Origin of the sequence: Paenibacillus lupini, from assembly GCF_011761355.1 — a bacterium.
GTDB lineage: Bacteria > Bacillota > Bacilli > Paenibacillales > Paenibacillaceae > Pristimantibacillus > Pristimantibacillus lupini.
Map to the genome: position 1 here is coordinate 1075940 of NZ_JAASRW010000001.1, position 24127 is coordinate 1100066.

Sequence of the window (24127 nt, forward strand, 5' to 3'; positions counted from 1 at the left end):
TCTTATTATTCAAGTTTTAATAGCAGGTGTTATTCTGTCTTTACTCATTTGGGGTCTAGTTAAAATGATAAAGCTAGTAACGAAGTAATAACATGTGGCGTATGTGGCTAAGATGGTAAGGGATTTAGGAGAAAATATTATTACGAAGGAGACTTGTCCGTATGCCACAAGGCAAGTGGTTTCGCATTGGTTATGGTATTATCGTTGTCTTATTGATTGCTTTTTTGGCTTCCAAAGTCAATTTCGTGTTCGATCCGATTGGTAAAGTGCTGGCCGCGTTGTTCGTGCCATTGCTCATCTCGGGCATGTTCTATTATTTGTTCCGTCCGTTCGTGAGGGTGCTCTCAAAAAAGCTGCCGAAGACACTCGCCATTCTACTGGTCTACATCGGCGCGATTGGTGTCTGTTACTTGTTCTTCTGGATGATCTGGCCTCCAATTCGGAACCAGTCCATTACCCTAGTAAACAACTTTCCGCAGATCGTTGATTCCGTACGAACATGGCTAGAGTCCGTGCAGCAGCACGAGTGGATAAGGGAAATCGGGCAGAAGGACGCTCTTTCCTCGGAAAATCTGACGAACAAGCTGACCGGATCGCTGGATGAACTGCTTAATTCCGTCGTCGGAAGTGTACGTGGTATCTTTAATCTGATTATGAATTTCTTCTTCCTGCTTGGTCTTGTTCCATTCATGATCTATTATTTGCTGAGCGAAGGAGATAAGCTCCCCGGTCACATTCTGCGGATGCTGCCGGAGCGTTATCATCGTGAGGTGAGTGGTGCGCTTAAGGATATTGATGCGTCGATCGGCCAATTCATTCTGGGTAAAGTGCTCACGTCGCTGCTTATCGGTGTACTGACCTTCATCGGGTACCTGCTGATTGATATGCCTTATCCGCTGCTGCTGGGCTTAATCGCCGCCATTACGAACTTCATTCCGTACATTGGTCCGTTGATTGCCTTTATTCCAACGGCTGTCGTAGCGCTTACTGTCTCTCCAATGACGGTACTGCTGGTCGGCATCGTGCTTGTCGTCTCTAACCAGATTGAAGCGAACTTAATCGGCCCACGGATTATTGGAAAGCAAATGAACGTTCATCCGTTCACCGTCATGCTGCTTGTCATTGGTGCCAGCTCAATTATTGGAGCTTTTGGGATGATCATTGTTGTTCCCGTCTATGCAATCATCAAGATCATTGCTGTTCGGACCTATGGTTTCCGCAGGAATAACCGCATCCCGCCGAAAGATCCACTAGCGGAGGTTACTAAACACCACTAGTGGTCATACAACTGATTTAGGTTTATAGCTGTCCGCTTACCGGACGGCTATTTTTATTTCTGAGCACAATTCCTCTACCTCATTTTTTTTCATCCAACTGAGCATGATAAGAATATAAAGTAGCACACCGATAGTTTCCGAGTTTCGTCAACGAATTGATTACCCGTTTCACCATGTTACAAGCAGGGTATATTTCAATAAAATTGACGAGGAATGCGAGTGTGAGTATCGATGGATTACGCATTAATTTCGTTGAAGCTCGTCACGGGTTTCTTCGGTCTATGGTTCATGACAAAGCTGCTCGGGAAGAAAGAAATCTCCCAACTAACGCCGTTCGACTTCGTCTCATCGCTTATGTTAAGTGAACTCGTCGGCAATACGATTTACGATCGTGAGATACATTTTGTGAAGCTCGTTTACGCTCTTGTATTTTGGACGGCGTTGTCGCTTGCCTTGGAAAAGGCTGTTCAGCTGATGCCACGGCTGTCGGTGCCGCTTAGCGGCAGACCGGATATCATTATCCACAGCGGTGAGATCGACGTTAAGGCGATGAAGCGAAATCGGCTGGATATGCATCAGGTCAGCATGCTGCTGAGAGAACAAGGTATCTTCACCGTGCGCGAAGTCGCGTTTGCGGTACTAGAGCCAAACGGCAGTCTTAGTGTGATGAAAAATCCCAGCCAAGAACCTCCAACCAGAGCCGAACTGCGGGTACAGGAGCCGGCAGCCGGGCTTCCGCGCATTCTCATCGAACAGGGCACGCTGCAGCGTGAGGAGCTTCGTGAAATCGGCCGCAGCGAGGAATGGCTGCTGTCACAGCTCGGGGAGCAAGGTGTTGAGTGCATCAAGGACGTCTATTTTGCCGAATGGTCGGAGGAAGATGGCTTGCATATTCAACTGAATGAGGCAACAGGTTAGGGCGATTTAAACCAGTATTGATGACAACACACAGGCTAATATACAGTAAATCGTATATTTAAATTACCTGTATATTGTCCCATTGCATACCTCCGCATATAATGTGGTGGAGGTGGAAATCGATGGAGATAAAATCGATTGCCGAAGTCGTGCTAGAGCGTCATATTGAGCGAATAATGCGCCGATGTGACTCTGAACGGGCGATGCTGACTCTAATTGATAAAATGCAGCCATGTGAATATGTGGAGGGCTTGCGGCTAAAACATACAGAAAACCTGGTAAAACACTCGGCAGCACTTGCACAATTACAGGATGAAATGCGAGAGAAATTTGGACGTGTCTTTTAATGAGTCATTGAATAGGGAACAAACATAAAGGTTCTAATTCTCCGTTATGGAGAGTTAGAGCCTTTTTAATTTTACTTGTATTACATGATTAAAAAATGTTGAGGTTATAATACCTCAATTAAAAAGGAGGTACAGACGAATGTTGTTTAAAATATTTGCTGTTGCTGCGGCTACTCTCATTGCTGCCGTTGTAGATAATCATTCGGATATCAAGAAACTAAAGGATCTAACAGCGTTTAATATTTATATTCCAACTCGTTACGAAACTGCGTTACATTATGAAGTGAAATTTCCAGAACCAGATCATAAAGAAAATGTAGAGTATATATTAGTCAATTATTTCGACGCTAAGGATGATTATGTATTTGGAGTTCACGAGCAAAAAAACAATACTTTTGTAACTAAAGAAATACATGAAGTAGATGGGTCTTCAGGCAATCTAACAATACGACGAGAAAAATATTATTATTCATACAAGCCTCGACCTAACAGTGAATTAGTTTCCATAAATGGTGAAAATGGATGGTATGAAGCTTACATAAATAGGACTGGTAGAGGCGGTAAATTAACATGGATCGATTCCGGCACATGTATTGAACTAGATACAGTATACTTATCAAAAAACAACATGATTAAAATAGCAGAATCAATGAAAAAGCTTTAAATGATTATGTGTTGCCTTCCAGGCGGAGAACTTGATATATTTGATTCGTTATAAGAGATTGATTGTCAGATTACATCCTAATTGGACAAGGAGCACTGATATATGAAGATTGATCTTTCTGGAAAAACAGCCTTGGTGACGGGAGCGACGGGAGAACTCGGCCGTGTCATCGCTCGTTCGCTCGCCGAAAGCGGAGCAGATATCGCTTTGCATTACCATAGTAACGAAGCCAAAGCAGCTGAATTGAAGAGCGAGATTGAGGCGTTTGGGAGACGCGCCATTGCCGTCAAAGCTGACGTGACGAAGCAGGACTCCATTGAAGCGCTGAAGCAAACCGTCGAAGCAAGCCTGGGTCATGTGGATATCGTTGTCGCGAATGCGGTTGTGCAGTACAAGTGGACTTCTGTACTGGAGCAGCCGGCAGAAGACTATGCGAGCCAATTCGAGTCCTGCGTCATGCAAAGCATTTACCTGGCTAAAGCCTTCATTCCGGCTATGATTGAGAAGAACGGCGGACGCTTCATCGGTATCAACACGGAGTGCTCGATGCAGAACTTCCCGAATCAATCGGCTTACGTAGCAGGCAAAAGAGGTATGGACGGCGTATATCGCGTGCTGGCGAAGGAAGTCGGCGAACATCAAATTACCGTCAACCAGATAGCCCCAGGATGGACGATCAGCGAACGCGAGCGCACGAATGGCATGGATGAAAGCAAAGATTATATCAAGAACGTTCCACTCAAGAGACGCGGCACCGATCAGGAGATCGCGAATGCAGTCGCATTCCTAGCTTCGGACTTGGCCAGCTTCATTACTGGAGCTTATATCCCAGTCAACGGTGGGAACGTTATGCCAACGATTTAATTTAGCTACATAAATAAACAAAACAGCCGATCGATTCGATCGGCTGTTTTGTTTTGAGCATGTTTAGTTTAAATAAGGTCCTGGCTGTTCTCATTCTCTGTATAGATAGATATCAGCACGATAGCCGTTTCTTCGCCAATATTTCGTACTAAATGTGGCGTACAAGCATTCCAACTAAAGGAATCTCCTTCTCCGAATTCAGCTCCGTCTTCTCCTTGCTCCGCGTAAATTCTCCCTTTAATAACGACATGGACTTCCTCGCCTTCATGCGCATGGGGGGAAGCCCCAGTCGAAGCACCCGGAGGGAAAGTTACGATATTCATCCGTACATTCTTCGTAGAGCTTAAATGCTCCACCCTAAGATGCTCTGAACCGCTTGTTGTAATGGTTCTTTCGTCTTTCCGAACAATCTGCATTCGCTCTTCTTTCTTTAAAAGCAAATAGGCGAGTGGTACCTTCAAGGCTTGCGCGATATTTTCCAGTGTTGCAATCGAGGGGGAGGTTTTATTCGTTTCAACCTGACTCATAAATCCTTGGGACAGGCCGGTTGTATCGCATATTTGAGCGATTGTAATATTCTTTCGCTTCCGAATCGCTCGGATCGTAGAGCCAATATCCATCCTGATCACACCTCTAAAATATTTGTAATACAAATGTTAATTTCATATTATCAATTTTCTTATTGACAAGTCAATGTAACTCGAGTTAAATTACACATACAGAAATTATATTCTTATTACTAATATTTTGGAGGAGAGAATCAAAATGATTAAAGTGGTTTCCATTATTATGCGAGTGGTGCTAGGCATCATATTTGTATTTCATGGTGTAGATAAGTTTCAAATGGGACTTAGTAATGTAGATGCGTGGTTTAGCTCAATAGGTATCCCGGGGTTTTTGGCTTATGTCGTAGCACCAGTTGAACTCGTTGGTGGCATCTTGTTGATTGTAGGATTGTTTACTCGTTATGTATCGGGTTTGCTTGTTGTGATACTCCTCGGTGCTATTATTACGGCAAAATTATCAGTTGGACTTCTTGGTAACGGTCAGATGGCCGGTTATGAGTTGGATCTTGGATTTATCTTAGTTTTGCTGCATTTAGTGGTTGCCGAAACGCCGCTCTCGATCGACCGTCTATTTATGAATAAACGAAATGCATAATGACAGACGGAGGTGTTCAAATGAGTTATTCGTATGAAATTCACATGCCGGCTAACCTGGAGCCAGGCAAGAAATATCCGACCATTTTCACTTTGCACGGCAAAGGATCAAATGAACGTAATATGTTCGGTTTAGTCGCACCGTTAGCTGAAGAGTTCATCATTATTGGAATCAGAATTTGCCGCTTGGTGCTGGTTATCAGTATTACGATTTGAAAAGCCTAGGAAATCCAATTCGGGAAATGTTCGACCAGGCGGTTAAAGATCTCGAAACATTTATTCACTATGCGACGGAGACGTACCCGATCGATTCTAACAAACGATATATGCTCGGCTTTAGCAAAGGGGCAATCCTATCCATCACGCTTGCGCTTACGATGGGAGAACAGTTAAAGGGCATAGTAGCGTTAAACGGATATATTCCTGAGTTTGTGAAAACGGAATATACACTTCGAAGTATGAAGGACGTTTCCGTATTTGTCTCACATGGAGAATATGACTCCGTGTTCCCGGTTCGTATCGGGCACGAGACAGCAGCTTACTTAAACGACCAAACGGGTCGATTAACTTTCAAGTTATATCCAACGGATCACGGCGTTTCGGAAGAGAACCAAAGTGATTTTTTACAGTGGATTAAGACTGATTCGGATTCATACCTAATTAAGGAGTGAGAACGTATGATGCCATCCTATTTTTTCGCACACGGAGCACCATCAATCGTACTTGAGGATAACGAATATACAAAGATCTTGAAGCAATTTAAAGACCATACACCAAGACCAAAGGCGATTGTTCTATTTTCCGCTCATTGGGAGGAATCGATACAGACGGTTAGCGCTGCAAGCACGTATGAAACGATTTATGATTTTGGCGGGTTCCAAGACGAGCTTTATCAGATGACTTATCCTGCCCAAAGTGACCAATCCCTAGTGGAGCAGATTCAAAAATTATTTACTAAGCATGGTATTGAGAACGTTCGAAATGAAGAAAGAGGTTTGGACCATGGGGCATGGGCCGTCCTGAAATTGCTTTATCCTGATGCAGATATTCCGGTCGTGGCGCTCTCCGTAAATCGTTATCTACCTAATGAGCAGCAGTATCAAATCGGCAAAGCCTTGGCGGAGCTTCGTGAGCAGGATGTGCTTATTATCGGAAGCGGAGGAACCGTTCATAATTTAAGAAATTTAAACTGGCGGTCTGAGGGAATAGACGAGTGGGCGGAGCAATTCGACAACTGGATTCAAACTAAGCTGGAATCTTGGGATACGGAAGCTCTATTTAATTACCGTGATCTTGCTCCTTATGCTCAAGAGGCTGTACCAACGAGTGAACACTTTATACCGCTTCTTCTTGCCATGGGAACGGGTGACGCCAACCGTAATGCGAAACTTCTTCATCGAAGCTACCAATACGGTAATCTAGGCTTGAGCTGCTGGCAATTTAATTAAAATCAAAAATCATGAGCCGCATATATTGCGGCTTTTTTTATAGCTAATAAAGTTGACATCCCATTATCCTAGTGTTAGGGTAATAATATCCTTAATCGAGGATATGAAGAAAGATCGCAAGGAGTTGATTAAATGGGGGATAAAGAGGATCAAAGCCAATTGGACTTACGATTATTCCGTATCTGGATGAAGGCTAATACAGCATTATCTAAAAATATTCTGAAGGATATCGAAAGCTATAACTTAAATCTTGAGTACTTTATGATTCTTGAATTTCTGTACAGTAAAGGTCCACATCCTGTTCAAAAAATCAGCGAAACCCTCTCCATACCTAGTGGAAGTATTACCTACGTGGTGAATAAGTTGGAAAGACTCGGCTTGGTGGAGAAACAACAGAACTCTAATGATCGAAGAGCTTTTCAAGTGATACTAACTCAAAAAGGCGAAGAGCAATTTAATGAAATCTTCCCTAAACACGTATCCACGATCTCTCATAATTTATCATTTATCAGCAACGAAGAAAAAGTTGTGCTCATTGAATTGTTAAAGAAAATTGGCCTTGGAGCACAAAGCTTAAAGTAATCTTGAGCAGTTGGCTCTCAATGAGTCAATAAGCTCTTATTACAGGTCAATAATCTTAAATTATAGATTATTAATTTAAAGATATATAAATTAATAGTTTCGATTGTGTATGAGAAAGCTAAAATTGAATTGGAGGAATTATCAATGAATGAATTAAAAGGAATCCACCATGTAACGGCGATTACAAGCAGTGCAGAGAAAAATTATGAATTTTTCACTTATGTTTTAGGAATGCGCTTAGTTAAGAAAACAGTCAACCAAGATGACATTCAAACTTATCATTTGTTCTTCGCAGATGATAAAGGCAGCGCCGGTACGGATATGACCTTTTTCGATTTTCCGAACATACCAAAAGGTGTCCATGGCAATAATGAGATCTATAAAACTTCATTCCGAGTACCAAATGATGCAGCACTGGACTATTGGGAAAAGCGCTTTGATCGTCTAGCCGTTAAGCATACTGGAATTCAAGAGCAGTTTGGTAAAAAAGCATTATCGTTCGTCGACTTTGATGATCAGAACTATCAGTTGATTTCCGATGAAAACAATGTAGGTATCGCATCCGGAACACCGTGGCAGAAGGGACCTATTCCATTAGAATTTGCAATTACTGGCCTCGGCCCTGTCTTTGTTCGAATCGCTCAATTTGATCACTTAAAAGAAATGTTGGAGAAAGTTATGTTATTTAGAGAAATAGCCAAAGAAGGATCTTTTCATTTGTTCGAAATGGGCGAAGGCGGTAATGGAGCTCAAGTCGTGGTGGAGCATAATGTTGTGCTTCCCCCGGCCAAACAAGGCTTCGGCACTGTTCACCACACCGCATTCCGCGTAGCAGATCGCAGTGTGCTGGAGGAATGGATTACGCGTCTAGAAACCTTCAGAATTCCATCCTCGGGCTATGTTGATCGCCACTTTTTCGAATCATTGTACGCAAGAGTAGCTCCTCAAATTTTGTTCGAGTTTGCGACAGATGGCCCAGGGTTTATGGGTGATGAATCTTACGAAACACTTGGCGAAAAATTATCACTGCCTCCATTCTTAGAACCGCAGCGTGAGCAAATTGAACAGTTAGTTCGCCCGATTGATACAGTAAGAAGTACACGGGATTTGGTGAAGGAATAAGATTCAGTTATTAAGAGTACGGCAGCCGTTCATTATGAACGCCTGCCGTTTTCTCTACTATAAGGAGTATAGTTGAAAAAGGAACTTATATCTAAATCTCGAATATCTAAAGTAATCGGAAACTAAAAATGTGATGAAAGATAGGAGTTAGATACCATGATAAAAGGTTTCGGAGGCATTTTTTGGAGAACCAACAATCTTGAGGCAACAAAAAAGTGGTACAGTGAAGTATTGAAGCTTGAAATCAATAATTGGAATGGGACAGTCATAAAACCTCAATCAGGAAATGAAACGATCTTTTCTTTCTTTACCGAGGAGGACAGTTATTTCCCAACAGATCAACAAGTGATGTTAAATTTTCAAGTACATAATCTAGACGAGATTATTCAGCATCTTGAACATATTGGTGTACCTCTTGCAAAGAAAATGGAGATTAGTGAATTTGGTAAGTTTGTTTGGATTGAAGATCCTGACGGTCGACTAGTTGAGCTCTGGGAGAAATAAGAAAAAAGAGGTAAGAAGTTGTCATACAGAATGGAGTGGGAGATTTGATTGTAACTTTTGAGGAGATCACCAGGAAAGGCGTAGGGATACGACATGAAGATGCTATTATTTCTCATCCCCTTGCTAATATGTATGGCGCATTGGACGGAGTCTCATCCTTAGTACCCTATGTTAATGCCAAAAAGGAAACCGGTGGCTTTATTGCTGCTAATCTTACCAAAAACTATTTCGAATCCCTTACTGAGCCCGGAAGTTTAAAGGATCATTTGGCTGAGGCGAATGATCTGCTAAGGGAACAAATGAGACTCGCAAATATTGACCTCGATAAAAAAGAAGAACTTTGGGGAACAGCTGTGGCAATCATTCGTATTCTGGATGATGGTGTGGAGTTTATACAGACTGGGGATTGCATGATTCTAGCGGTGTACGATAATAAGGAGGTTCGCCCATTAACTTGGAAGCAAGTGTCTCACTTAGAAGCTCCAGTATTCGCTAAATGGCAGGACGGAATAGATAAAGGTTTAAATAACCAGAAAGATCTTCATGAAACCGTTATTGATAGGATTAAAAAGAATCGATATCAATCGAATATGGATGGAGGTTACGGCGTATTAAATGGGGAAAAGGCTGCCGTTCGCTTTTTCGAATACGGGAAAATTAATCTGACTTGCTTAAAGCATATTATTTTATTGACGGATGGGATGTTCTTGCCTACAACAATCGTACCTGAACAAACCTCGTATTGGAGCTTTGTTGCGCATACCATATTGAGTAAGGGTTTAACACTTTATACGCAAGAGTTAATAGAACTTGAAGAAAGTGATCCCGAATGTATGGATCATGTCCGCTTTAAGAAATCGGATGATAAAACCGCAATTGTGATTCATTTCTAATTGGATGAGCTTGTATTCTATTTCCTCATAAACCTGAATAACCTTATATAGAACAGAATACTCCTCATGGGAGAGGAAGGTCCGGATGAAGAGTCATCTTATCAGGATCGGAGGAGATAGCATGAGCTTCCTGGAGATTGTCGCCTTGCTCACGCTTCTAATAAAGATCATTGAGTTGACTCAAAAAAAGGACTAATGTTTTGTTCAGAAAAGGGAGGAGCTTATTAGAGCTTCCTCCTTTTTAGTTTGTCATGAGTGAAATCGACATAGCCTGCCAAACGAATAAGCCTTTACTCACATTGCTGTATTTAGTAAATACTGCTAGCATTTTATAGAATGGATTTGGATGAAGTGACGATGAAAGGAGATGATTACACAATTAGACATTCAACTTACAACCACGAATAGCAAAGGAGAATTGGTAACATATAAGACTAATAAATAAGTAAAGTGAGGGAATTTACATGGAAAAGAGAATAGAACAAATCAACAGCGGTTTCTCCGAAACAGGGCTGCGCAAAATGCGTGACGTGCTGGCAAGACATGTCGAATCCGGGAAGATTCCAGGGCTCGTTGCCTTGGTCAGCCGGTACGGTGAAACGCACGTCGAAGCAATCGGTACGATGAGCCACGATGGCAGTTCGCCAATGGATCGGGATACGATTTTCCGGATGGCCTCAACTTCCAAGCCGGTATCGATCGCGGCCGCGATGATCCTGCTCGACGAGTGCAGGCTGCGGCTGGATGACCTGGTACAGACCTGGCTGCCGGAACTCGCCGACCGGCAGGTTCTGAAGAAGATCGACGGCCCGCTGGACGACACCGTGCCTGCGCGGCGCCCAATCACTGTAAGGGATGTGTTGACCTCTACATTTGGGCTTGGCATGGATATGACATCACTGGGCACTCCAATCATGGGCAAGATCTTCGAACAAGGGCTTACGCCCGATCTGCCGGTACCAATGCCAGAGCCGGATGAGTGGATGCGCCGACTTGGCACGCTTCCGCTTATGCATCAGCCCGGAGAGCGCTGGCAGTACCACATCAGTAACGATCTACTCGGCGTACTCGTTTCCAGAGTCACGGGCCAATCGTTTGAGACGTTCCTGCGAGAACGCATTTTCGAACCTCTGGGCATGAAAGATACCGGTTTCCATGTGCCCGCCAACAAGATCGATCGGCTTCCGCCCCTCTATGCTCCAAACCCGGAGAACGGAGAGTTCCTCGTGTGGGACGAAGCTGAAGGAGGACGTTACAGCCAGCCTCCGGCATTCCAAGGTGGAGGTGGCGGTCTGGTTTCTACCGTCGATGATTACCATGCCTATTACCGGATGCTGCTCAATCAAGGGATGCATGGAGGCGAACGAATCTTGTCCCGTCCCGCTGTCGAGCTGATGACCACCAACCGTCTCACGCCAGAGCAACAAGCCGCCCGGCACACTATGGCCACTAACAATGTCCATATCTCATTCGGCCAAGGTCAGCACGGCGGCTGGGGCATGGGGATGGCGGTACGCACCTACCGCGGTGACTACGCGTCCATCGGCCAGTTCGGTTGGGATGGGGGAAGCGGAACTTCAACTTACGCCGATCCGGACAAACATCTCACCGGAATCCTGCTTACTCAAGTCGGGATGTCCACGCCGGATTCACCACGGCTTATTCACGACTTCTGGACCACGGTCTATCAGGCAATCGAAGACTGATAGACTCGCGGGGGCCATTCGTCCCCATACCTCCGACTGACTTACAAACTGTAGTAGTTGTGATATCCTAATAATTACCAATATAAACCAATCATATTGAAAAGGAAAGGAAGCCCTGATGGATATCGGATTTATGGACTGCATCGCGAACTTTCATACAAATCCGAGAGACACGGAGAACAAGGAAGGACTATTTCAATGCCATTCCCATCAATCCGCAGAGCTCACCCTCCTAATTAAAGGAGAAGGCTATTATGCCGCCGGGGAACAGAACGTTGAAGCGCTTCCTGGAGATCTTCTGTTGATTCCAGCGAATCTGAAGCACAGCTACGTTTGCATCAACGCGTGGGAAGGTTATTCACTGCACATCTACGATCAGAACATTCCCGCTTACTGCCAGTATTTGATGTCGCATGCTTTCACGCAGCGGCAAGGTCCGATTCTGAAAGCGTCTTTGACTCCTGGAGCAGTCGAGCGAGCCTTAGCCGCCATGCATCAGATTGAGGAAACGTGCAAGCGGAAAGAGCAGACTGAATATTCCTATGATTTGCTTCGCAATGCGCTGGAAACGCTTCTGCTGACTTACCATACTGGAGCCTGTGACAAGGCAGGAAAAGTCTCCTCGGAACATCCAGAGGAGCAATTGATTGAGGACGCGCTGAAAGAAATCCACCAAAACTACCATATGTCTCTGAAAGTATCGGATTTGGCAGCGAGCCATTACTTGTCTGAAAGTATTTTCCGCAAAAAGTTTATTAAACATGTCGGCGTGTTGCCTAAACAGTACATTATTACTTTGAGAATTGATGAGGCCAAGCGGCTGCTGCTCACCTCTCGTAAACCCGTTGAGTTTATTGCTTCCGAAGTTGGCTTCAGCTCGTCCAGCCGTTTTCATGATTTGTTCGTCAAACATGTCGGCATGACGCCGATGGAGTGGAGGCGAAGTGGAGAACGCTGATGCACACAAATAGGCATGAAAGGTCCTAGTTAATAGGGCCTTTTTTGTTTATTAAGGCTGCCTAACCGCCCTCTGACATAAGGGGGAAAATGATTATAACTGTTTTCAACCGTCGAATAGGAGACGATTCCATCCGCTTTCAGAAGAGTTTGTAAGCGTTTTTATGAACTTGGTTCTGGAATCGTTCGCTATAATAGGGAATACTCCGGAAGCGATTCATTGTTCGGAGAAGATACCCTAGACGGGAGGAACTGCATGAACCTCTTGAGTAGACGCAGAAGAATATCAGGTCTTTGTATAAGCACTGTGCTAGGAGCCGTTATGCTCGTCTCAGGCTGCGGCACCTCAACTCCCGGCCTGGTGGACCGGCTGAGCGCCGGAGATGTGCAGGATATGCAGCAGCTGATACCAGATGCGCAGATCAAGTACAATAAGGACAAAATTTTCCACGTTTTAGGCGGATGGCCTAAACCTCCGCTGTATCAAGGTAATCCGTTTGGTTCCGGAGGAATCGGAGATACCAATACCCGCTACATGTACGAGGGACTTTTCTTCTTTCTTCGATCAATGAACAACGTGTACAACCGTCTAGCGGAATCCTCCGAGGATACTGACCTTACGACAACCGTACATCTACAGCGAAACGTGAAATGGCATGACGGAGAAGCTTTTACGAGCAAGGATGTGTGGGGGTATTACCGGCTAAACAACGGGGCTGAGGTGACGAAGTATTTGACCTCAATCGATACTCCGGACGATTATACCATCGTTTTTCACTGGATGAACCCTGCGCCGTATCCAGAATTGAGAAAACTGCTTCTCGCCCAAGACCTTCAAGGCCAAATTCCTTATCACATCTACAAGAAATACGTGGATAAGGCTGACGCTTTGCTGCAAGAAGCGAAACCGCTTACAGATAAATCCAAGGACGGACCCTTCAACCTTGATATTACAGAGGAGCTTAGTAAAAAAATTGCTCTGAACTGGAATGAGTTCACCCGTTCAGGCCCGGCGATTCCGGTCGGCACCGGTCCGTATAAGTTCGAAAAAGTGACTACTACCGATATGCTGATTGATAAATTCGAGGATTATTGGCGGCCGGATGCGGTCCATTTCGATAAGATCTGGATCAAAAACGTGCCGGAGCTGTCGGCCCAATACGCGCTCGTAAAAGCTGGCAAGCTGGACTGGTATGACGGTACGCCACCTAAGGACATTCTGGAATCACTGCTGAAGCAGAACAAGAATCTGCTGCACTACCGAATGTATGACCCGGCGAGTGTGGGACTAATGTACAACATCCGCAACAAACCGTTTGACAACGTGAAATTCCGGCAAGCGATGACCTATGTGTTGGATAAGACAAAGCTGCGGGAAATCGGCAACTATTACGGAAAGGAATATCCGAAAATTTCGATGACAGGCGTCATGCCTTCTTCACTCGACAAAGAAATCGACGCTTCCGTGCTTGATCAGATGACCGATTACACGACAAACCTGGATAAGGCGGCCGAGCTGCTGAAGGAAATCGGATGGAAGAAAGGTTCCGATGGTCAGTGGCGTGATCCGGACGGCAAGGTGCCATCCTTCATCATTGGTGCGCCGAACAACTGGGCGCCTGGAGTGAACTCAGCGCAGATCGCCGCCGAGCAGTTCTCCAAGTTCGGCATTCCAACCAAGCTGAAAGCAGTCGACAGTACCATCTATTTCGCGAACGCTGATAAAGGACAATACGATATGTCCATGGACTGGGTAGACATCTCATGGGGCTTCCAGAATCCGTGGAGCTCAATGCGTGTACTGTTCTGGCAAGGTACAAAAACGAAGGTCGGCTTCTCTAACATCAAGAAGAAGGACGAGAAAGGGAACGAAATTGATACGGGCAAGCTTGATCTGAAGCTTCCGGGCATTGATGGCAAAATATACGATATCGATAAGGAAATGAAACGGTTCCCTTATGTTCAGGATGAACAGGAACGCCGCCAAATTATTGATAACCTAGCCTGGATCGCCAACGAAAACTGCTGGGGTGTAAACTTCTTCCAAAATGCTACAGGCGCTTGGATAAACACCAAGATGATGTCAGGGGATTTCCCAATGATGGAACAGATCGTTCAATATAACCGGGATATGCCGCTTGCGACTGATCCGGTTGAACAGCTTGCCATTACCCACTTGAATCACGGATTTAACTCGTCTTATATGCCGGAAGAATATTGGCCGCGATAACGGCTGTACGAGCTGGATAAACACTTGGAGGTGACCGGAATGAGCCTGAAAGGGGTTTTGAAAAGAATTGCCGTATCCCTAATTACGGTCTTCCTCGCGATGCTGCTTACGTTTTTCCTGCTGCGGATGACGCCGGGCAGCGCGATTGATACGTGGGCAAGGGATTATGCCACTCAGCGAGGGATGAGCCTCGACGAAGCTTACCGACAGATCACTGCTATGATCAACTATAATCCGAAAGAGCCGCTCTTCGCTCAGCTGGGAAGGTACTTGGGAGGACTGATGCATGGCAATCTGGGCATGTCCATGATTTATCAGAACGTTTCGGTGAACGAAATTATCGCTAATGCACTGCCATGGACGCTGTTCGTGCTCAGCGTGTCACTCATCATCAGCTTCCTGATCGGTATTAATCTAGGTGCCATGATGGCGTTCAAGCGTAAGACCATTCTAGATCCAATCATTTCGATCTATGCGATTCTGACGTCTTCCGTACCCAACTTCATCGTTGGCATCCTGTTGCTTGTCATCTTTTCTTTCCAGTTCGGCTGGTTTCCGGTTAACGGGGCGTATGACCCGATCGTGGACCCTGGCTTCAACTTTCCATTCTTACTTAACGTGCTCTATCACGGCGCGCTGCCGATACTAACCTATGTCATTACGACGATCGGCACATGGGCGCTGACGATGAAGGGAAGTGCGGTCAACGTGTTGGGCGAGGATTACATTATCGCCGCCAGCATCCGAGGAGTCTCCGAACGGACGCTTATGAACCGTTATGTCAAGCGCAACGCCATGCTGCCGCTTATTACGACACTGGCCGTCAGCTTCGGGTTTATGCTTGGCGGATCCCCGCTGATCGAAAATGTGTTCAGTTATCCCGGTATGGGATATTACATCGGGCAGGCAACACAGCAGCGAGATTATACTTTGATGCAAGGCTTGCTGCTCGTGACCAGCTTAGCGGTCATTCTGGCCAATCTGGCCTCGGACCTTATCTACGCCAAGCTGGATCCGCGCGTTAAGCTGGAGGAGGGGTGACGGATGAGTCAAGGCTTTATCGAATTCTGGCAGACGATGTACCGCAATAAGAAAGCGTTCTCAGGTTTGATCATATTGGCATTATTTATCTTTATGGCCATCTTCGGACCGATGATGAAGGCGCTGGACATGACGGTCAACTTCGAAGGTCGATACATGAGTCCGTCCTTTGCCCACTGGCTGGGGACTGACTACGGCGGCAGGGATACATTCCTGCAGCTGGTATACGGTTCGCGGGACGTGCTGTCGATTGGATTAATCGCCGCTTTGTTTACACTAGTACTTGGTTTCGTAATCGGAGCGCTGTCGGGCTTTGCTGGAGGGAAGACCGACACGGTGCTGATGTTTATCACCAATCTGTTCCTGACGGTCCCAAGCTTTCCTGTGCTGATGATCGTGGCTGCGCTCGTGCAGATCAAAAATCCGGTTATGTTCTCCTTTATACTGGCGGCTTGGTCCTGGGCGCCGCTCGCCAGAGCAATCCGTTCGCAGCTGCTGTCTCTGAAAAATCGCGAGTTTATTATAGCCTGCAGAATCATGGGTCTCAAAACGCCTTATATTCTGTTTCGGGAAATTCTTCCGAACCTGACGCCATACCTGGCGATTAATTTTATAATGGCGGCCCAAGGAGCTATCGTTGCCAGCGTTGGTTTGATGATGCTTGGTCTCGCCCCATATTCCCCAACAAACTGGGGGATGATGATCCAGCTTGCTGTTCAGAACACAGGCGGCATCTTTAACCCAAAAGGCTATATTTATCTAATTTCTCCGATTATGTGCCTGGGTCTGTTCCAAATGGCGTGCATCTTTTTCAGCAACGGGCTGGAAGAGGCGCTTAATCCGAGACTGAGATCGTAAAGGCTGATGATGAAGGAGGGGAACATTATTGAACCATTGGTAGAGGTGAAAGGGCTTACGATCGAATTCCCGGTCCGCTCAGGTCTGCTGCGGGCCGTCAATGAAGCAGATTTTGTCATCCCCAAGGGGAAGATTACCGCGCTGGTCGGGGAAAGCGGCAGCGGAAAATCTACGATGGCATCCGCCATCATGCGCGCGATTACGGTTCCCGGACTTGTGTCGGGAGGATCGATAACGTTTGATGGCCGTGATGTGATGAGCCTCGGAAAAAAAGAGCTGCAGGCGTATAAATGGGAGCAGGTATCGATGGTGTTTCAGGCGGCGCAAAATGCGCTTAATCCCGTCGTGCGCATCAAGGAACAGATCATGGAGACGTTCCTTGCCCATGCCCGATCCAAACCGTATACAGAGAAACAAATGACAGAAAGAGCGAGGAATCTGCTCGATTATGTCCGGCTTGATCCAGACAGAGTGCTGAATTCGTTCCCTCATGAGCTATCGGGCGGTATGAAACAGCGGGTCATGATCGCCTTCAGCCTGCTGCTTGATCCCAAGCTCGTTATTCTTGATGAGCCAACGACTGCGCTGGATGTCATTACACAGGCTTATATTTTCGATATTTTGAAAAAAATCCACAAAGAAATGAATATCACTATGCTGCTCTTGACCCACGATATCGGCGTCGTAGCCAAAACGGCCGACCGGGTTGGCGTTATGTACGCCGGCAATGTCGTTGAAGCCGGCGATGTCTTCGATATGTTCAAGCGGCCGAAGCATCCCTATACCGCGAAGCTCATGAAAGCCGTTCCTAGCTTGTATGAAGATGTTTCGGAACGGAAGGGAATTCCCGGATCCCCTCCGGATCTGCTCGACATGCCGCCGGGATGTCCTTTTCATCCTCGATGTGATTATGCGCATGATAAGTGCAGGAAGCATAATCCAATCAAGGTGTATACACCTGCTGGGCATGAAGTCGCTTGCCATTTATACCCGAATCCCGAGTCTGTAGCGGAGGTGCGAACATCATGAATGCTAGAAATTTAGATTATGAAGCGGAGCTCAGACAACGGACGCGAGGAGCCGCCAGAACGACGAGTTCTGAGGTGCTCATGCGGCTTGATCACGTAAGCATGTATTTCGAACGGGGCCAGAGCATGTTTGGCTCCGCCCAGAAAGTTGGCGCAGTGGTCGATGTCAACCTGGATATCCACCCCGGCGAGATTATTGCTTTGGTTGGCGAGAGCGGATGCGGCAAAACGACGCTCGGCAACATCATCACGGGTCTGCAAAAGCCAACATCAGGAAAGTTGCTGTACAAAGGGGAAGAGGTGCCGAAACTTAGCCGTGACAAAGCAAACCAGTTCCGCGGCGAGGTTCAGATGGTGCAGCAGGATTCCTACGCCGCGCTTAACCCGATGAGGACCATTTACCAGTCGCTGTCCGCTCCCATTCTGCAGCGCAAAATCGTCCGTGGCCGCAAAGCAGCCAAGGCTCGGGTTATCGAGCTGCTGCAGACTGTTGGCCTGACACCACCTGAACGCTTCCTTGATAAATATCCGCATCAGCTGTCAGGCGGACAGCGTCAGCGGATTCTGATGGCACGTGCCATCTCGTTAAATCCGAAGATCATCGTGGCTGATGAGCCTGTCTCCATGATCGACGTGTCGCTGCGAATCTCGATCCTTAACCTGATGGCGGAGTTGAATCGCAAGCTAGACATCGCCATCATCTATATTACGCATGATCTGGCTACTGCCCGCTATATCGCTGGCAGAGGACGTATGGCTGTCATGTACCTTGGACGCGTGATGGAGCTAGGCGGAGTCAATGACGTCCTCAGTCAGCCGAAACATCCTTACCTGCAGGCACTGCTGTCAGCTGTTCCGACTCCCGATCCCGAAATCGCCAGGGCGATGACGGAGCTGCCGCTGCGCAGCCTGGAGATGCCGAACGCGGCCAAACCGCCGTCCGGCTGCCGTTTTCACCCGCGCTGCCCAATGGCCTCAGCCCGGTGTACCTCGGAAGAACCCCAGCTCCGTTTAGTAGGCTCAGAGCTAACCGCCTGTCATTATGCGGAGGAGGCGCATGAACTCTGGCAGCGTAAGATGGCTGACATTAGCGCCATCAAACACGTGTGATGGGTGATTTCAGAGCACTATCCAAGATTGTTCTCTCGATGTCGATAGTCCTGCTGCTGCTTTCCTTCTTATCCCTGACAGCTGTCCAGCCAGGCAGTGGTCAATATGTGGTGACTATATTATCGATCTGGATGAATAGCATACTCTCAGGATGTATTATTCTTGTAACCGTATGGCGCAAAATGCGGGAATCCAAGCGCCGCAGAAATAGTGATGATGTGCTGTAAGCGATAAAAAGTGCCGTTTGACAACTTGTCAAAACGGCACTTTTTGATTTAGTTAGGCTATATAGATTCCTGCCTGATGATAGCTGTGTGAGAAGAACTAACTTCACAACAATCCATGAGCACACAAGAGCAGTCACAAGCCCTCCGGCGTACCAGATATGAAGCAGAAGGGAGTTGCCTGATTGCAGTGGGTAAAACCTTAAATAAAACTTAAACATTTTTCAAATAGAAAAATGGAGCAGTGTGCCAGTGGTGCATACCGCACCATTTTAATAGTTGCTAAGCTTTGTGTGTCTAACATGTTTTATCGTGAGCGCAAACGTTTAAATAACATTAACATTTTATGATTCTTGCAGACTATTCAAATCGATAACCGATTATTTGATAATCAGGTAGTGCTCAAATACTTGTAAAATATAGCAATGGAGGTATTCGAATGCTTAGTGTTACGAGACTTATGAAAAGGAAATTGAAACTAATCACTTCCGTCAGTCTTGCAGTTCTTATTTTCGGCATGAACGTCTTGCCCGTTTTCGCGGCAACTCCGGGTAAAACAGTAAACGCATCGGCAACGCTCGCCTACAATCTCAAGGGACTCAATCACAATCTGGCCGTTCAGAAAGCCTATATCGCATCCACGTATCTTTACGTCACTCAGCGGTCAGGAGGAACGGTCTATCTGTCCAGATTGCTCATGAACGGAACAAACGCTACATACGTTGACGAAATGACCATTACCAATGCAGGTCATGGACAAACACTGGATATGTACACGTATAATGGCATCAATTACTTTTATTTCAGTTCGAAAGCAGATCCTTCTACAACAAATAACTGGTCGTTACAGGTAGCGAGACTTCAATACTCGGCTGGCGCGACTTATGATTATACGGATCTTCATCGGTTCACCTATATGAACTACGCGGATGAGACCGGTACGAGTCTTGGCGAAACCTACCGCGTCGATGGCGGGGGCAACAGCGATTACACGATTTTCCGGGTACAAACCGTTGAAGGAAGCGTAACCTGGTCCATCTATGACACGGTTGCCTTAAACAAACTTCTCGACGCCAACGAACAGGTGAGAATGGACAGCGCAGCAGCGGTAAACGCAAACGTTACAAGCATTACTCAGTCGGGCAGCGCTATCGTCAGACCAAACGGTTCTTTCCAGGGCTTCGATATGCTAGGCAGTTCGGAAATCTACACCTCTGGCGGCGCGGAAGGCGAAACACCGCAGATTGCGTTGATGTCGAACACAGGCGCATACAAAACCCTCGTGAAAATAACGAATGTAGGCACCCATGAAATCGAAGGAGTCCAAACGAAGGACGGTAACGTGTATTTTAATATCGTTACAGATACAGTAAATAAGAAAGACTCGCAGAAGATTTATTATGTTGCGGACAGCGTATTTTAAATAAGCGCTAAATCGGCCGAACAAAGAATATAAGCCATTTCCCCATCATCTTTATTGGGGGGATGGCTATTTGCATTTTGTCGAAAAAGCGCTAACAATATTTTCTATATATTCAAGAAGGAGGTGCAACTTGTGAGGATGCTGATTCGTCTAGAGTGAACACTTCAAGTGTTTAGTTAGTACCTGACCTTTCTATGATTTGTCTTCACAAATTTCAGGAGGTGGTATTGTTTGGCAACGAGTACCAAACGATGGGTGGCTACATTTTTGGCTGTTTTACTGGCAATCGGTTTGATTCCACTGTATGGATCGGATGCTGCTTATGCGGCTGCGCATCCAAGGGAAATCTCAACGATTGCCGGCACTGGGAAATCCGGTTTCTCTGGTGATGGAGGAGCTGCAACGGCGGCAAGTTTTTACAATCCTAATGGAATAGCAGCAGATGATCATGGCAATGTATACATCGCAGATACTTATAATTATAGGGTACGGAAGATTGATTCCAGTGGAAAAATCACGACTTTCGCAGGCAGTGGAGAGAGAGGAAGAGTAAATACGACTTATACAGGGCCTGCGACATCAGCGGCATTAGCACGCCCAAGCGGGCTGGCAGTTGACAAGAACGGGAATCTGTATATCGCAGATGCGTATACGTCAACCATACGCAAGGTAAATACGGACGGCCAGATCAGTACAGTAGTAAAAGATTTGATTCGTCCGGTCGATGTTGCGGTGGATGACGCGGGCAATTTATTCATTGCCGATTCCGCAGCTAACAAGGTGTATAAGGTTGATAAGTCAGAAACGAAGACGGTCATAGCAGGGAAAGGGAACAGGGGATATTCTGGAGATGGTGGTCCGGCCACTGCGGCACAATTAAGAGGTCCAACCGGAGTCGCCGTAGATAGCAACGGTAACGTATTTATCGCAGATACAGGTAATTCTAGAATCCGCAAAGTTGACAGCTCTGGAACGATCCATACAGTGGCTGGTACCGGAAAGTCGGGATACTCCGGTGATGGAGGATCAGCGACATCAGCAAATGTATCACATCCTAAGAACATCTCGGTAGGAAGTGACGGCAATCTGTATATCGCCGATACAGAGAGCCATGCCATACGCAAAGTAGATGCTTCCGGAACAATCAGTACAGTGGCCGGCACTGGAACGCCTGGTTTCTCAGGTGATGGAGGACCTGCTGGTTCTGCCCGATTAAGTAATCCGCTTGATGTCATTAGGGATCATTCGGGTAATCTCTATATCCTTGATGGAAGTTTGAGAGTCAGACGGGTACAAGGTGTTCAAGCGGAGTTGAACGGATTAAGTCTGTCAGCGGGTACGCTTAGTCCAGTCTTTACTGCTGGAACTACAACCTATACGGCTCATGTCGCGTATAGTGTGAACAGCATAACCGTAAAACCAACACTGGCAGACAGCACATCTGTCGTGAAAGTAAATGATACAGCGGTTGCGAATGGAACGGATTCAGCGCCAATAAATTTGAAGCCGGGCAGCAATCCGATCACCATTGTTGTCACTGCCAAAGACAGCTCTACCCAAACGTATACGGTAACGGTAACTCGTGATGATGGTTTTAATACCGATCTGAGTCACCTTAGCCTGTCGAGCGGTACGCTTAGTCCGGTTTTTGCAGGGGGAACTACGCGCTATACCGCAATTGTGGGTAATAGTGTCAACAGCATAACGGTTACGCCTACTGTTGTGGATGCAGCTGCAAAGGTAACGGTGGATGGAAAATCCGTAGCAAGTGGTTCTGCATCCGGCGCTATCAATTTGGAGATAGGAAATAACACTATTCCTGTTGTTGTGATCGCGGAGAGCGGCAGCACCAAATCGTACACGATCATCGTTACACGAGCGGCACCACTATCCAGTAATGCTAATTTGAGCGCTCTGCGTCTATCGAACGGCTCACTTAGTCCAGCATTTGCAGCTGGGACAACAAGCTACACAGCGAGTGTAGATAAATACGTCGACAGGATAACGGTTACTCCTACAGTTGCAGATGGAGCGGCAAAGGTGACGGTGAATGGAAAATCAGCAGTAAGCGGAACGGCATCCGGCGCTATCAATCTGAAAGTTGGAAGCAACGAGATTCCGATCGTTGTTATTGCGGAGAATGGCAGTACCAAGTCCTATACGATTACAGTTACTCGGTCAACTCAGTCGAGCAACGCCGACCTTAGCGGCCTACGCTTATCAATAGGGAGTCTGAGTCCGTCCTTTGCATCCGGCACCGTAAAATACAGCTCTAGTGTTTCTTACAGCTACAGCAATATAAAAGTAACACCAGTCGTTGCAGATTCCAAAGCAACCGTGAAGGTGAACGGCACTGCGGTGACAAGTGGTAAAGAATCAGGCAGCTTGCAACTCAATGTAGGCAGTAATACAATATCTATCGTTGTAACTGCCGAGAATGGAACTGCAAAAACGTATACCGTTACGGTAAGTAGAGCATCAGCTCCAAATCCACCAGTTGTTAAGCCTGTCATTAACAACAACGGTACGACACTTGATCCATCCGTTATTAATACCGGCAATAAGTTTTATACTATTGAGACCAATTCAAGGGACGGCAAAGCTTACGTCATTATCCCGGCAAGCATCCTGTCCGAGATCGCCAGCAGGAATAGCGCCTTTTATTTCGAGATTAAGGCACCTTATGGCACCTATAATATACCTGTAAAGCTAGCCTCGCTTATTCCGGATCTAAACAGTATGCTTAACCGTAATAATGTTAATAGCAGTGAAATCAGCTTTAGGATTATGCTGTCTGACAAGTCGGCAGACCGAAGCATTAAACAGGCTTTCGCCAGCAACTTGCCGGAAGGCTGGGTATTAGGTTCAATTGTTGACTTTAACGTTGAGGTTGTGGAGACGAAGACAGGGAAAACGATAGGAACAGCTGATGAATTCAGTCAATCGTTGACACGAATTATTCCAATGCCAGCAAGCATGAAGAGTATGCCGGAGTATTGGGGGGCATTCCGTTATAACGGATCCGAGAACAATTTCGAGTTCGTCGCTGCGACCAAGATGCAGATTAACGGCATTTGGTATGTGACGATCCGCTCCAATACGAACGGTGTCTATGTCGTGGCACAGAATGATGTCGTATTCTCCGATGTCTACCGACATTGGGGGCGGCCGTATATCGAGCTTGCAGCTGCGAAGGGACTTGTCGAAGGGGTTGGCGGATACAGATACGCTCCTGAACAATCTGTCACAAGAGCGGAATTTACTGCCATGCTCGTACGGGCACTTGGAAGAGGAACAACAACAAGTGGTACGAAGCCATACAATGATGTGAACACCAGCTCCTGGTATTTCGATGTTATTGCAAAAGCTAAAGTGCTTGGATTGCTTGATTTTGTGAGCAGCAGCAGCTTCAGGCCGAATCAACCGATTACCCGTGAGGAAATGGCAAGCATGCTGGCTGCTGTTATTGCCCTGGAAAAACCGGAGTGGATAATACAGAGAGCCATAAGTCTGGATAACTTCAAGGATATTGACAGAATAAATATTAAATATCTTTCGGACATCAATCTCGTCGTCAGATTGGGTCTGATGAATGGCACAAGTAACACCGTCTTTAGCCCTCAAGGAATTACGACACGTGCGCAAGCGGCAACCGTACTCGTTAGAACGCTGCAGGTGCTTGACATGATTGATTCGTATTAAGGTGAAGCCGAGTCTTTCCAATAGACTCGGCTTCCTCTTTTGGAGATGTACACACCGTTAAGTAACACA

Annotated in this window: 24 protein-coding genes; 23 read left to right on the forward strand and 1 reads right to left on the reverse strand. The window is 46.3% G+C overall.

Annotation, left to right across the window (positions count from 1 at the left end; translation table 11 throughout):
* Positions 1 to 161: 161 nt before the first annotated feature.
* The 5 genes from FHS17_RS05350 (at position 162) to FHS17_RS05370 (ending at position 4070) form a co-directional block, all read left to right on the forward strand.
* Positions 162 to 1277, forward strand: coding sequence for an AI-2E family transporter (locus FHS17_RS05350; protein WP_167275908.1), 1116 nt, complete (start codon positions 162 to 164; stop codon positions 1275 to 1277).
* A 231-nt stretch (positions 1278 to 1508) separates the two neighbouring features.
* Entirely contained in the window at positions 1509 to 2195 is a 687-nt protein-coding gene (locus FHS17_RS05355; RefSeq protein WP_167275911.1) for a YetF domain-containing protein, read from the forward strand.
* A gap of 122 nt (positions 2196 to 2317) precedes the next feature.
* Positions 2318 to 2542 carry a hypothetical protein gene (locus tag FHS17_RS05360; RefSeq protein WP_167275914.1) on the forward strand — a complete coding sequence of 75 codons (225 nt, stop codon included), beginning with the start codon at positions 2318 to 2320 and terminating at the stop codon, positions 2540 to 2542.
* 139 nt (positions 2543 to 2681) lie between these two features.
* Positions 2682 to 3206, forward strand: coding sequence for a hypothetical protein (locus FHS17_RS05365; RefSeq protein WP_167275917.1), 525 nt, complete (start codon positions 2682 to 2684; stop codon positions 3204 to 3206).
* 102 nt (positions 3207 to 3308) lie between these two features.
* Positions 3309 to 4070, forward strand: coding sequence for an SDR family NAD(P)-dependent oxidoreductase (locus FHS17_RS05370; RefSeq protein WP_167275920.1), 762 nt, complete (start codon positions 3309 to 3311; stop codon positions 4068 to 4070).
* Positions 4071 to 4138: 68 nt separating this feature from the next.
* Here FHS17_RS05370 and FHS17_RS05375 read toward each other — a convergent pair whose 3' ends face one another.
* On the reverse strand, positions 4139 to 4690 hold the full coding sequence (locus tag FHS17_RS05375) for a helix-turn-helix domain-containing protein (protein ID WP_167275923.1): 552 nt from the start codon (positions 4688 to 4690) through the stop codon (positions 4139 to 4141).
* 145 nt (positions 4691 to 4835) lie between these two features.
* On the opposite strand from FHS17_RS05375, the gene FHS17_RS05380 reads away from it, so the two are divergent.
* From FHS17_RS05380 to FHS17_RS05460, 18 genes are all read left to right on the forward strand, one after another.
* Positions 4836 to 5231, forward strand: a complete 396-nt coding sequence (locus FHS17_RS05380) for a DoxX family protein (protein WP_167275926.1) — start codon at positions 4836 to 4838, stop codon at positions 5229 to 5231.
* 20 nt (positions 5232 to 5251) lie between these two features.
* The gene (locus tag FHS17_RS31020; RefSeq protein ID WP_341805767.1) at positions 5252 to 5446 is read left to right on the forward strand and encodes a hypothetical protein; all 195 of its coding nucleotides are present in this window, start codon (positions 5252 to 5254) and stop codon (positions 5444 to 5446) included.
* A gap of 26 nt (positions 5447 to 5472) precedes the next feature.
* The gene (locus tag FHS17_RS05385) at positions 5473 to 5901 is read left to right on the forward strand and encodes an alpha/beta hydrolase (protein WP_341805768.1); all 429 of its coding nucleotides are present in this window, start codon (positions 5473 to 5475) and stop codon (positions 5899 to 5901) included.
* 6 nt (positions 5902 to 5907) lie between these two features.
* Complete coding sequence (locus FHS17_RS05390) at positions 5908 to 6678, forward strand: dioxygenase family protein (protein WP_167275928.1); 771 nt, start codon at positions 5908 to 5910, stop codon at positions 6676 to 6678.
* A 132-nt stretch (positions 6679 to 6810) separates the two neighbouring features.
* On the forward strand, positions 6811 to 7260 hold the full coding sequence (locus FHS17_RS05395; RefSeq protein ID WP_167275931.1) for a MarR family winged helix-turn-helix transcriptional regulator: 450 nt from the start codon (positions 6811 to 6813) through the stop codon (positions 7258 to 7260).
* A gap of 144 nt (positions 7261 to 7404) precedes the next feature.
* Entirely contained in the window at positions 7405 to 8382 is a 978-nt protein-coding gene (locus FHS17_RS05400; RefSeq protein WP_167275934.1) for a ring-cleaving dioxygenase, read from the forward strand.
* A 156-nt stretch (positions 8383 to 8538) separates the two neighbouring features.
* Positions 8539 to 8886 carry a VOC family protein gene (locus FHS17_RS05405; RefSeq protein WP_167275937.1) on the forward strand — a complete coding sequence of 116 codons (348 nt, stop codon included), beginning with the start codon at positions 8539 to 8541 and terminating at the stop codon, positions 8884 to 8886.
* Between the two features lie 35 nt (positions 8887 to 8921).
* Complete coding sequence (locus tag FHS17_RS05410; RefSeq protein WP_341805769.1) at positions 8922 to 9779, forward strand: PP2C family serine/threonine-protein phosphatase; 858 nt, start codon at positions 8922 to 8924, stop codon at positions 9777 to 9779.
* A 464-nt stretch (positions 9780 to 10243) separates the two neighbouring features.
* Positions 10244 to 11485, forward strand: coding sequence for a serine hydrolase domain-containing protein (locus FHS17_RS05415; protein ID WP_167275940.1), 1242 nt, complete (start codon positions 10244 to 10246; stop codon positions 11483 to 11485).
* Positions 11486 to 11603: 118 nt separating this feature from the next.
* The gene (locus tag FHS17_RS05420; protein ID WP_167275944.1) at positions 11604 to 12443 is read left to right on the forward strand and encodes a helix-turn-helix domain-containing protein; all 840 of its coding nucleotides are present in this window, start codon (positions 11604 to 11606) and stop codon (positions 12441 to 12443) included.
* Between the two features lie 255 nt (positions 12444 to 12698).
* Entirely contained in the window at positions 12699 to 14672 is a 1974-nt protein-coding gene (locus FHS17_RS05425) for an ABC transporter substrate-binding protein (protein ID WP_167275947.1), read from the forward strand.
* A gap of 39 nt (positions 14673 to 14711) precedes the next feature.
* Positions 14712 to 15713: an ABC transporter permease gene (locus FHS17_RS05430; RefSeq protein WP_167275952.1), complete on the forward strand. Its 1002-nt coding sequence runs from the start codon at positions 14712 to 14714 to the stop codon at positions 15711 to 15713.
* Between the two features lie 3 nt (positions 15714 to 15716).
* Positions 15717 to 16571 (forward strand): ABC transporter permease, encoded by an 855-nt coding sequence (locus tag FHS17_RS05435; protein ID WP_167275955.1) that lies wholly within the window; start codon positions 15717 to 15719, stop codon positions 16569 to 16571.
* Positions 16572 to 16577: 6 nt separating this feature from the next.
* Positions 16578 to 17600 (forward strand): ABC transporter ATP-binding protein, encoded by a 1023-nt coding sequence (locus FHS17_RS05440; RefSeq protein ID WP_208420213.1) that lies wholly within the window; start codon positions 16578 to 16580, stop codon positions 17598 to 17600.
* The gene (locus tag FHS17_RS05445) at positions 17549 to 18709 is read left to right on the forward strand and encodes an ABC transporter ATP-binding protein (protein WP_208420214.1); all 1161 of its coding nucleotides are present in this window, start codon (positions 17549 to 17551) and stop codon (positions 18707 to 18709) included. Before FHS17_RS05440 ends, FHS17_RS05445 begins: the two co-directional genes overlap by 52 nt.
* A 38-nt stretch (positions 18710 to 18747) precedes the next feature.
* Positions 18748 to 18936: a hypothetical protein gene (locus FHS17_RS05450; protein ID WP_167275959.1), complete on the forward strand. Its 189-nt coding sequence runs from the start codon at positions 18748 to 18750 to the stop codon at positions 18934 to 18936.
* Between the two features lie 436 nt (positions 18937 to 19372).
* The gene (locus FHS17_RS05455) at positions 19373 to 20356 is read left to right on the forward strand and encodes a phage baseplate protein (protein ID WP_167275963.1); all 984 of its coding nucleotides are present in this window, start codon (positions 19373 to 19375) and stop codon (positions 20354 to 20356) included.
* A gap of 231 nt (positions 20357 to 20587) precedes the next feature.
* Positions 20588 to 24058 carry a cadherin-like beta sandwich domain-containing protein gene (locus FHS17_RS05460; RefSeq protein WP_167275967.1) on the forward strand — a complete coding sequence of 1157 codons (3471 nt, stop codon included), beginning with the start codon at positions 20588 to 20590 and terminating at the stop codon, positions 24056 to 24058.
* Positions 24059 to 24127: the final 69 nt, after the last annotated feature.

Bases quoted from the DNA above. Each gene is read 5' to 3' on its own strand.
- FHS17_RS05350 (WP_167275908.1), top strand. From the start codon at position 162: ATGCCACAAGGCAAGTGGTTTCGCATTGGTTATGGTATTATCGTTGTC.
- FHS17_RS05355 (WP_167275911.1), top strand. From the start codon at position 1,509: ATGGATTACGCATTAATTTCGTTGAAGCTCGTCACGGGTTTCTTCGGT.
- FHS17_RS05360 (WP_167275914.1), top strand. From the start codon at position 2,318: ATGGAGATAAAATCGATTGCCGAAGTCGTGCTAGAGCGTCATATTGAG.
- FHS17_RS05365 (WP_167275917.1), top strand. From the start codon at position 2,682: ATGTTGTTTAAAATATTTGCTGTTGCTGCGGCTACTCTCATTGCTGCC.
- FHS17_RS05370 (WP_167275920.1), top strand. From the start codon at position 3,309: ATGAAGATTGATCTTTCTGGAAAAACAGCCTTGGTGACGGGAGCGACG.
- FHS17_RS05375 (WP_167275923.1), bottom strand. From the start codon at position 4,690: ATGGATATTGGCTCTACGATCCGAGCGATTCGGAAGCGAAAGAATATT.
- FHS17_RS05380 (WP_167275926.1), top strand. From the start codon at position 4,836: ATGATTAAAGTGGTTTCCATTATTATGCGAGTGGTGCTAGGCATCATA.
- FHS17_RS31020 (WP_341805767.1), top strand. From the start codon at position 5,252: ATGAGTTATTCGTATGAAATTCACATGCCGGCTAACCTGGAGCCAGGC.
- FHS17_RS05385 (WP_341805768.1), top strand. From the start codon at position 5,473: ATGTTCGACCAGGCGGTTAAAGATCTCGAAACATTTATTCACTATGCG.
- FHS17_RS05390 (WP_167275928.1), top strand. From the start codon at position 5,908: ATGATGCCATCCTATTTTTTCGCACACGGAGCACCATCAATCGTACTT.
- FHS17_RS05395 (WP_167275931.1), top strand. From the start codon at position 6,811: ATGGGGGATAAAGAGGATCAAAGCCAATTGGACTTACGATTATTCCGT.
- FHS17_RS05400 (WP_167275934.1), top strand. From the start codon at position 7,405: ATGAATGAATTAAAAGGAATCCACCATGTAACGGCGATTACAAGCAGT.
- FHS17_RS05405 (WP_167275937.1), top strand. From the start codon at position 8,539: ATGATAAAAGGTTTCGGAGGCATTTTTTGGAGAACCAACAATCTTGAG.
- FHS17_RS05415 (WP_167275940.1), top strand. From the start codon at position 10,244: ATGGAAAAGAGAATAGAACAAATCAACAGCGGTTTCTCCGAAACAGGG.
- FHS17_RS05420 (WP_167275944.1), top strand. From the start codon at position 11,604: ATGGATATCGGATTTATGGACTGCATCGCGAACTTTCATACAAATCCG.
- FHS17_RS05425 (WP_167275947.1), top strand. From the start codon at position 12,699: ATGAACCTCTTGAGTAGACGCAGAAGAATATCAGGTCTTTGTATAAGC.
- FHS17_RS05430 (WP_167275952.1), top strand. From the start codon at position 14,712: ATGAGCCTGAAAGGGGTTTTGAAAAGAATTGCCGTATCCCTAATTACG.
- FHS17_RS05435 (WP_167275955.1), top strand. From the start codon at position 15,717: ATGAGTCAAGGCTTTATCGAATTCTGGCAGACGATGTACCGCAATAAG.
- FHS17_RS05440 (WP_208420213.1), top strand. From the start codon at position 16,578: ATGATGAAGGAGGGGAACATTATTGAACCATTGGTAGAGGTGAAAGGG.
- FHS17_RS05450 (WP_167275959.1), top strand. From the start codon at position 18,748: ATGTCGATAGTCCTGCTGCTGCTTTCCTTCTTATCCCTGACAGCTGTC.
- FHS17_RS05455 (WP_167275963.1), top strand. From the start codon at position 19,373: ATGCTTAGTGTTACGAGACTTATGAAAAGGAAATTGAAACTAATCACT.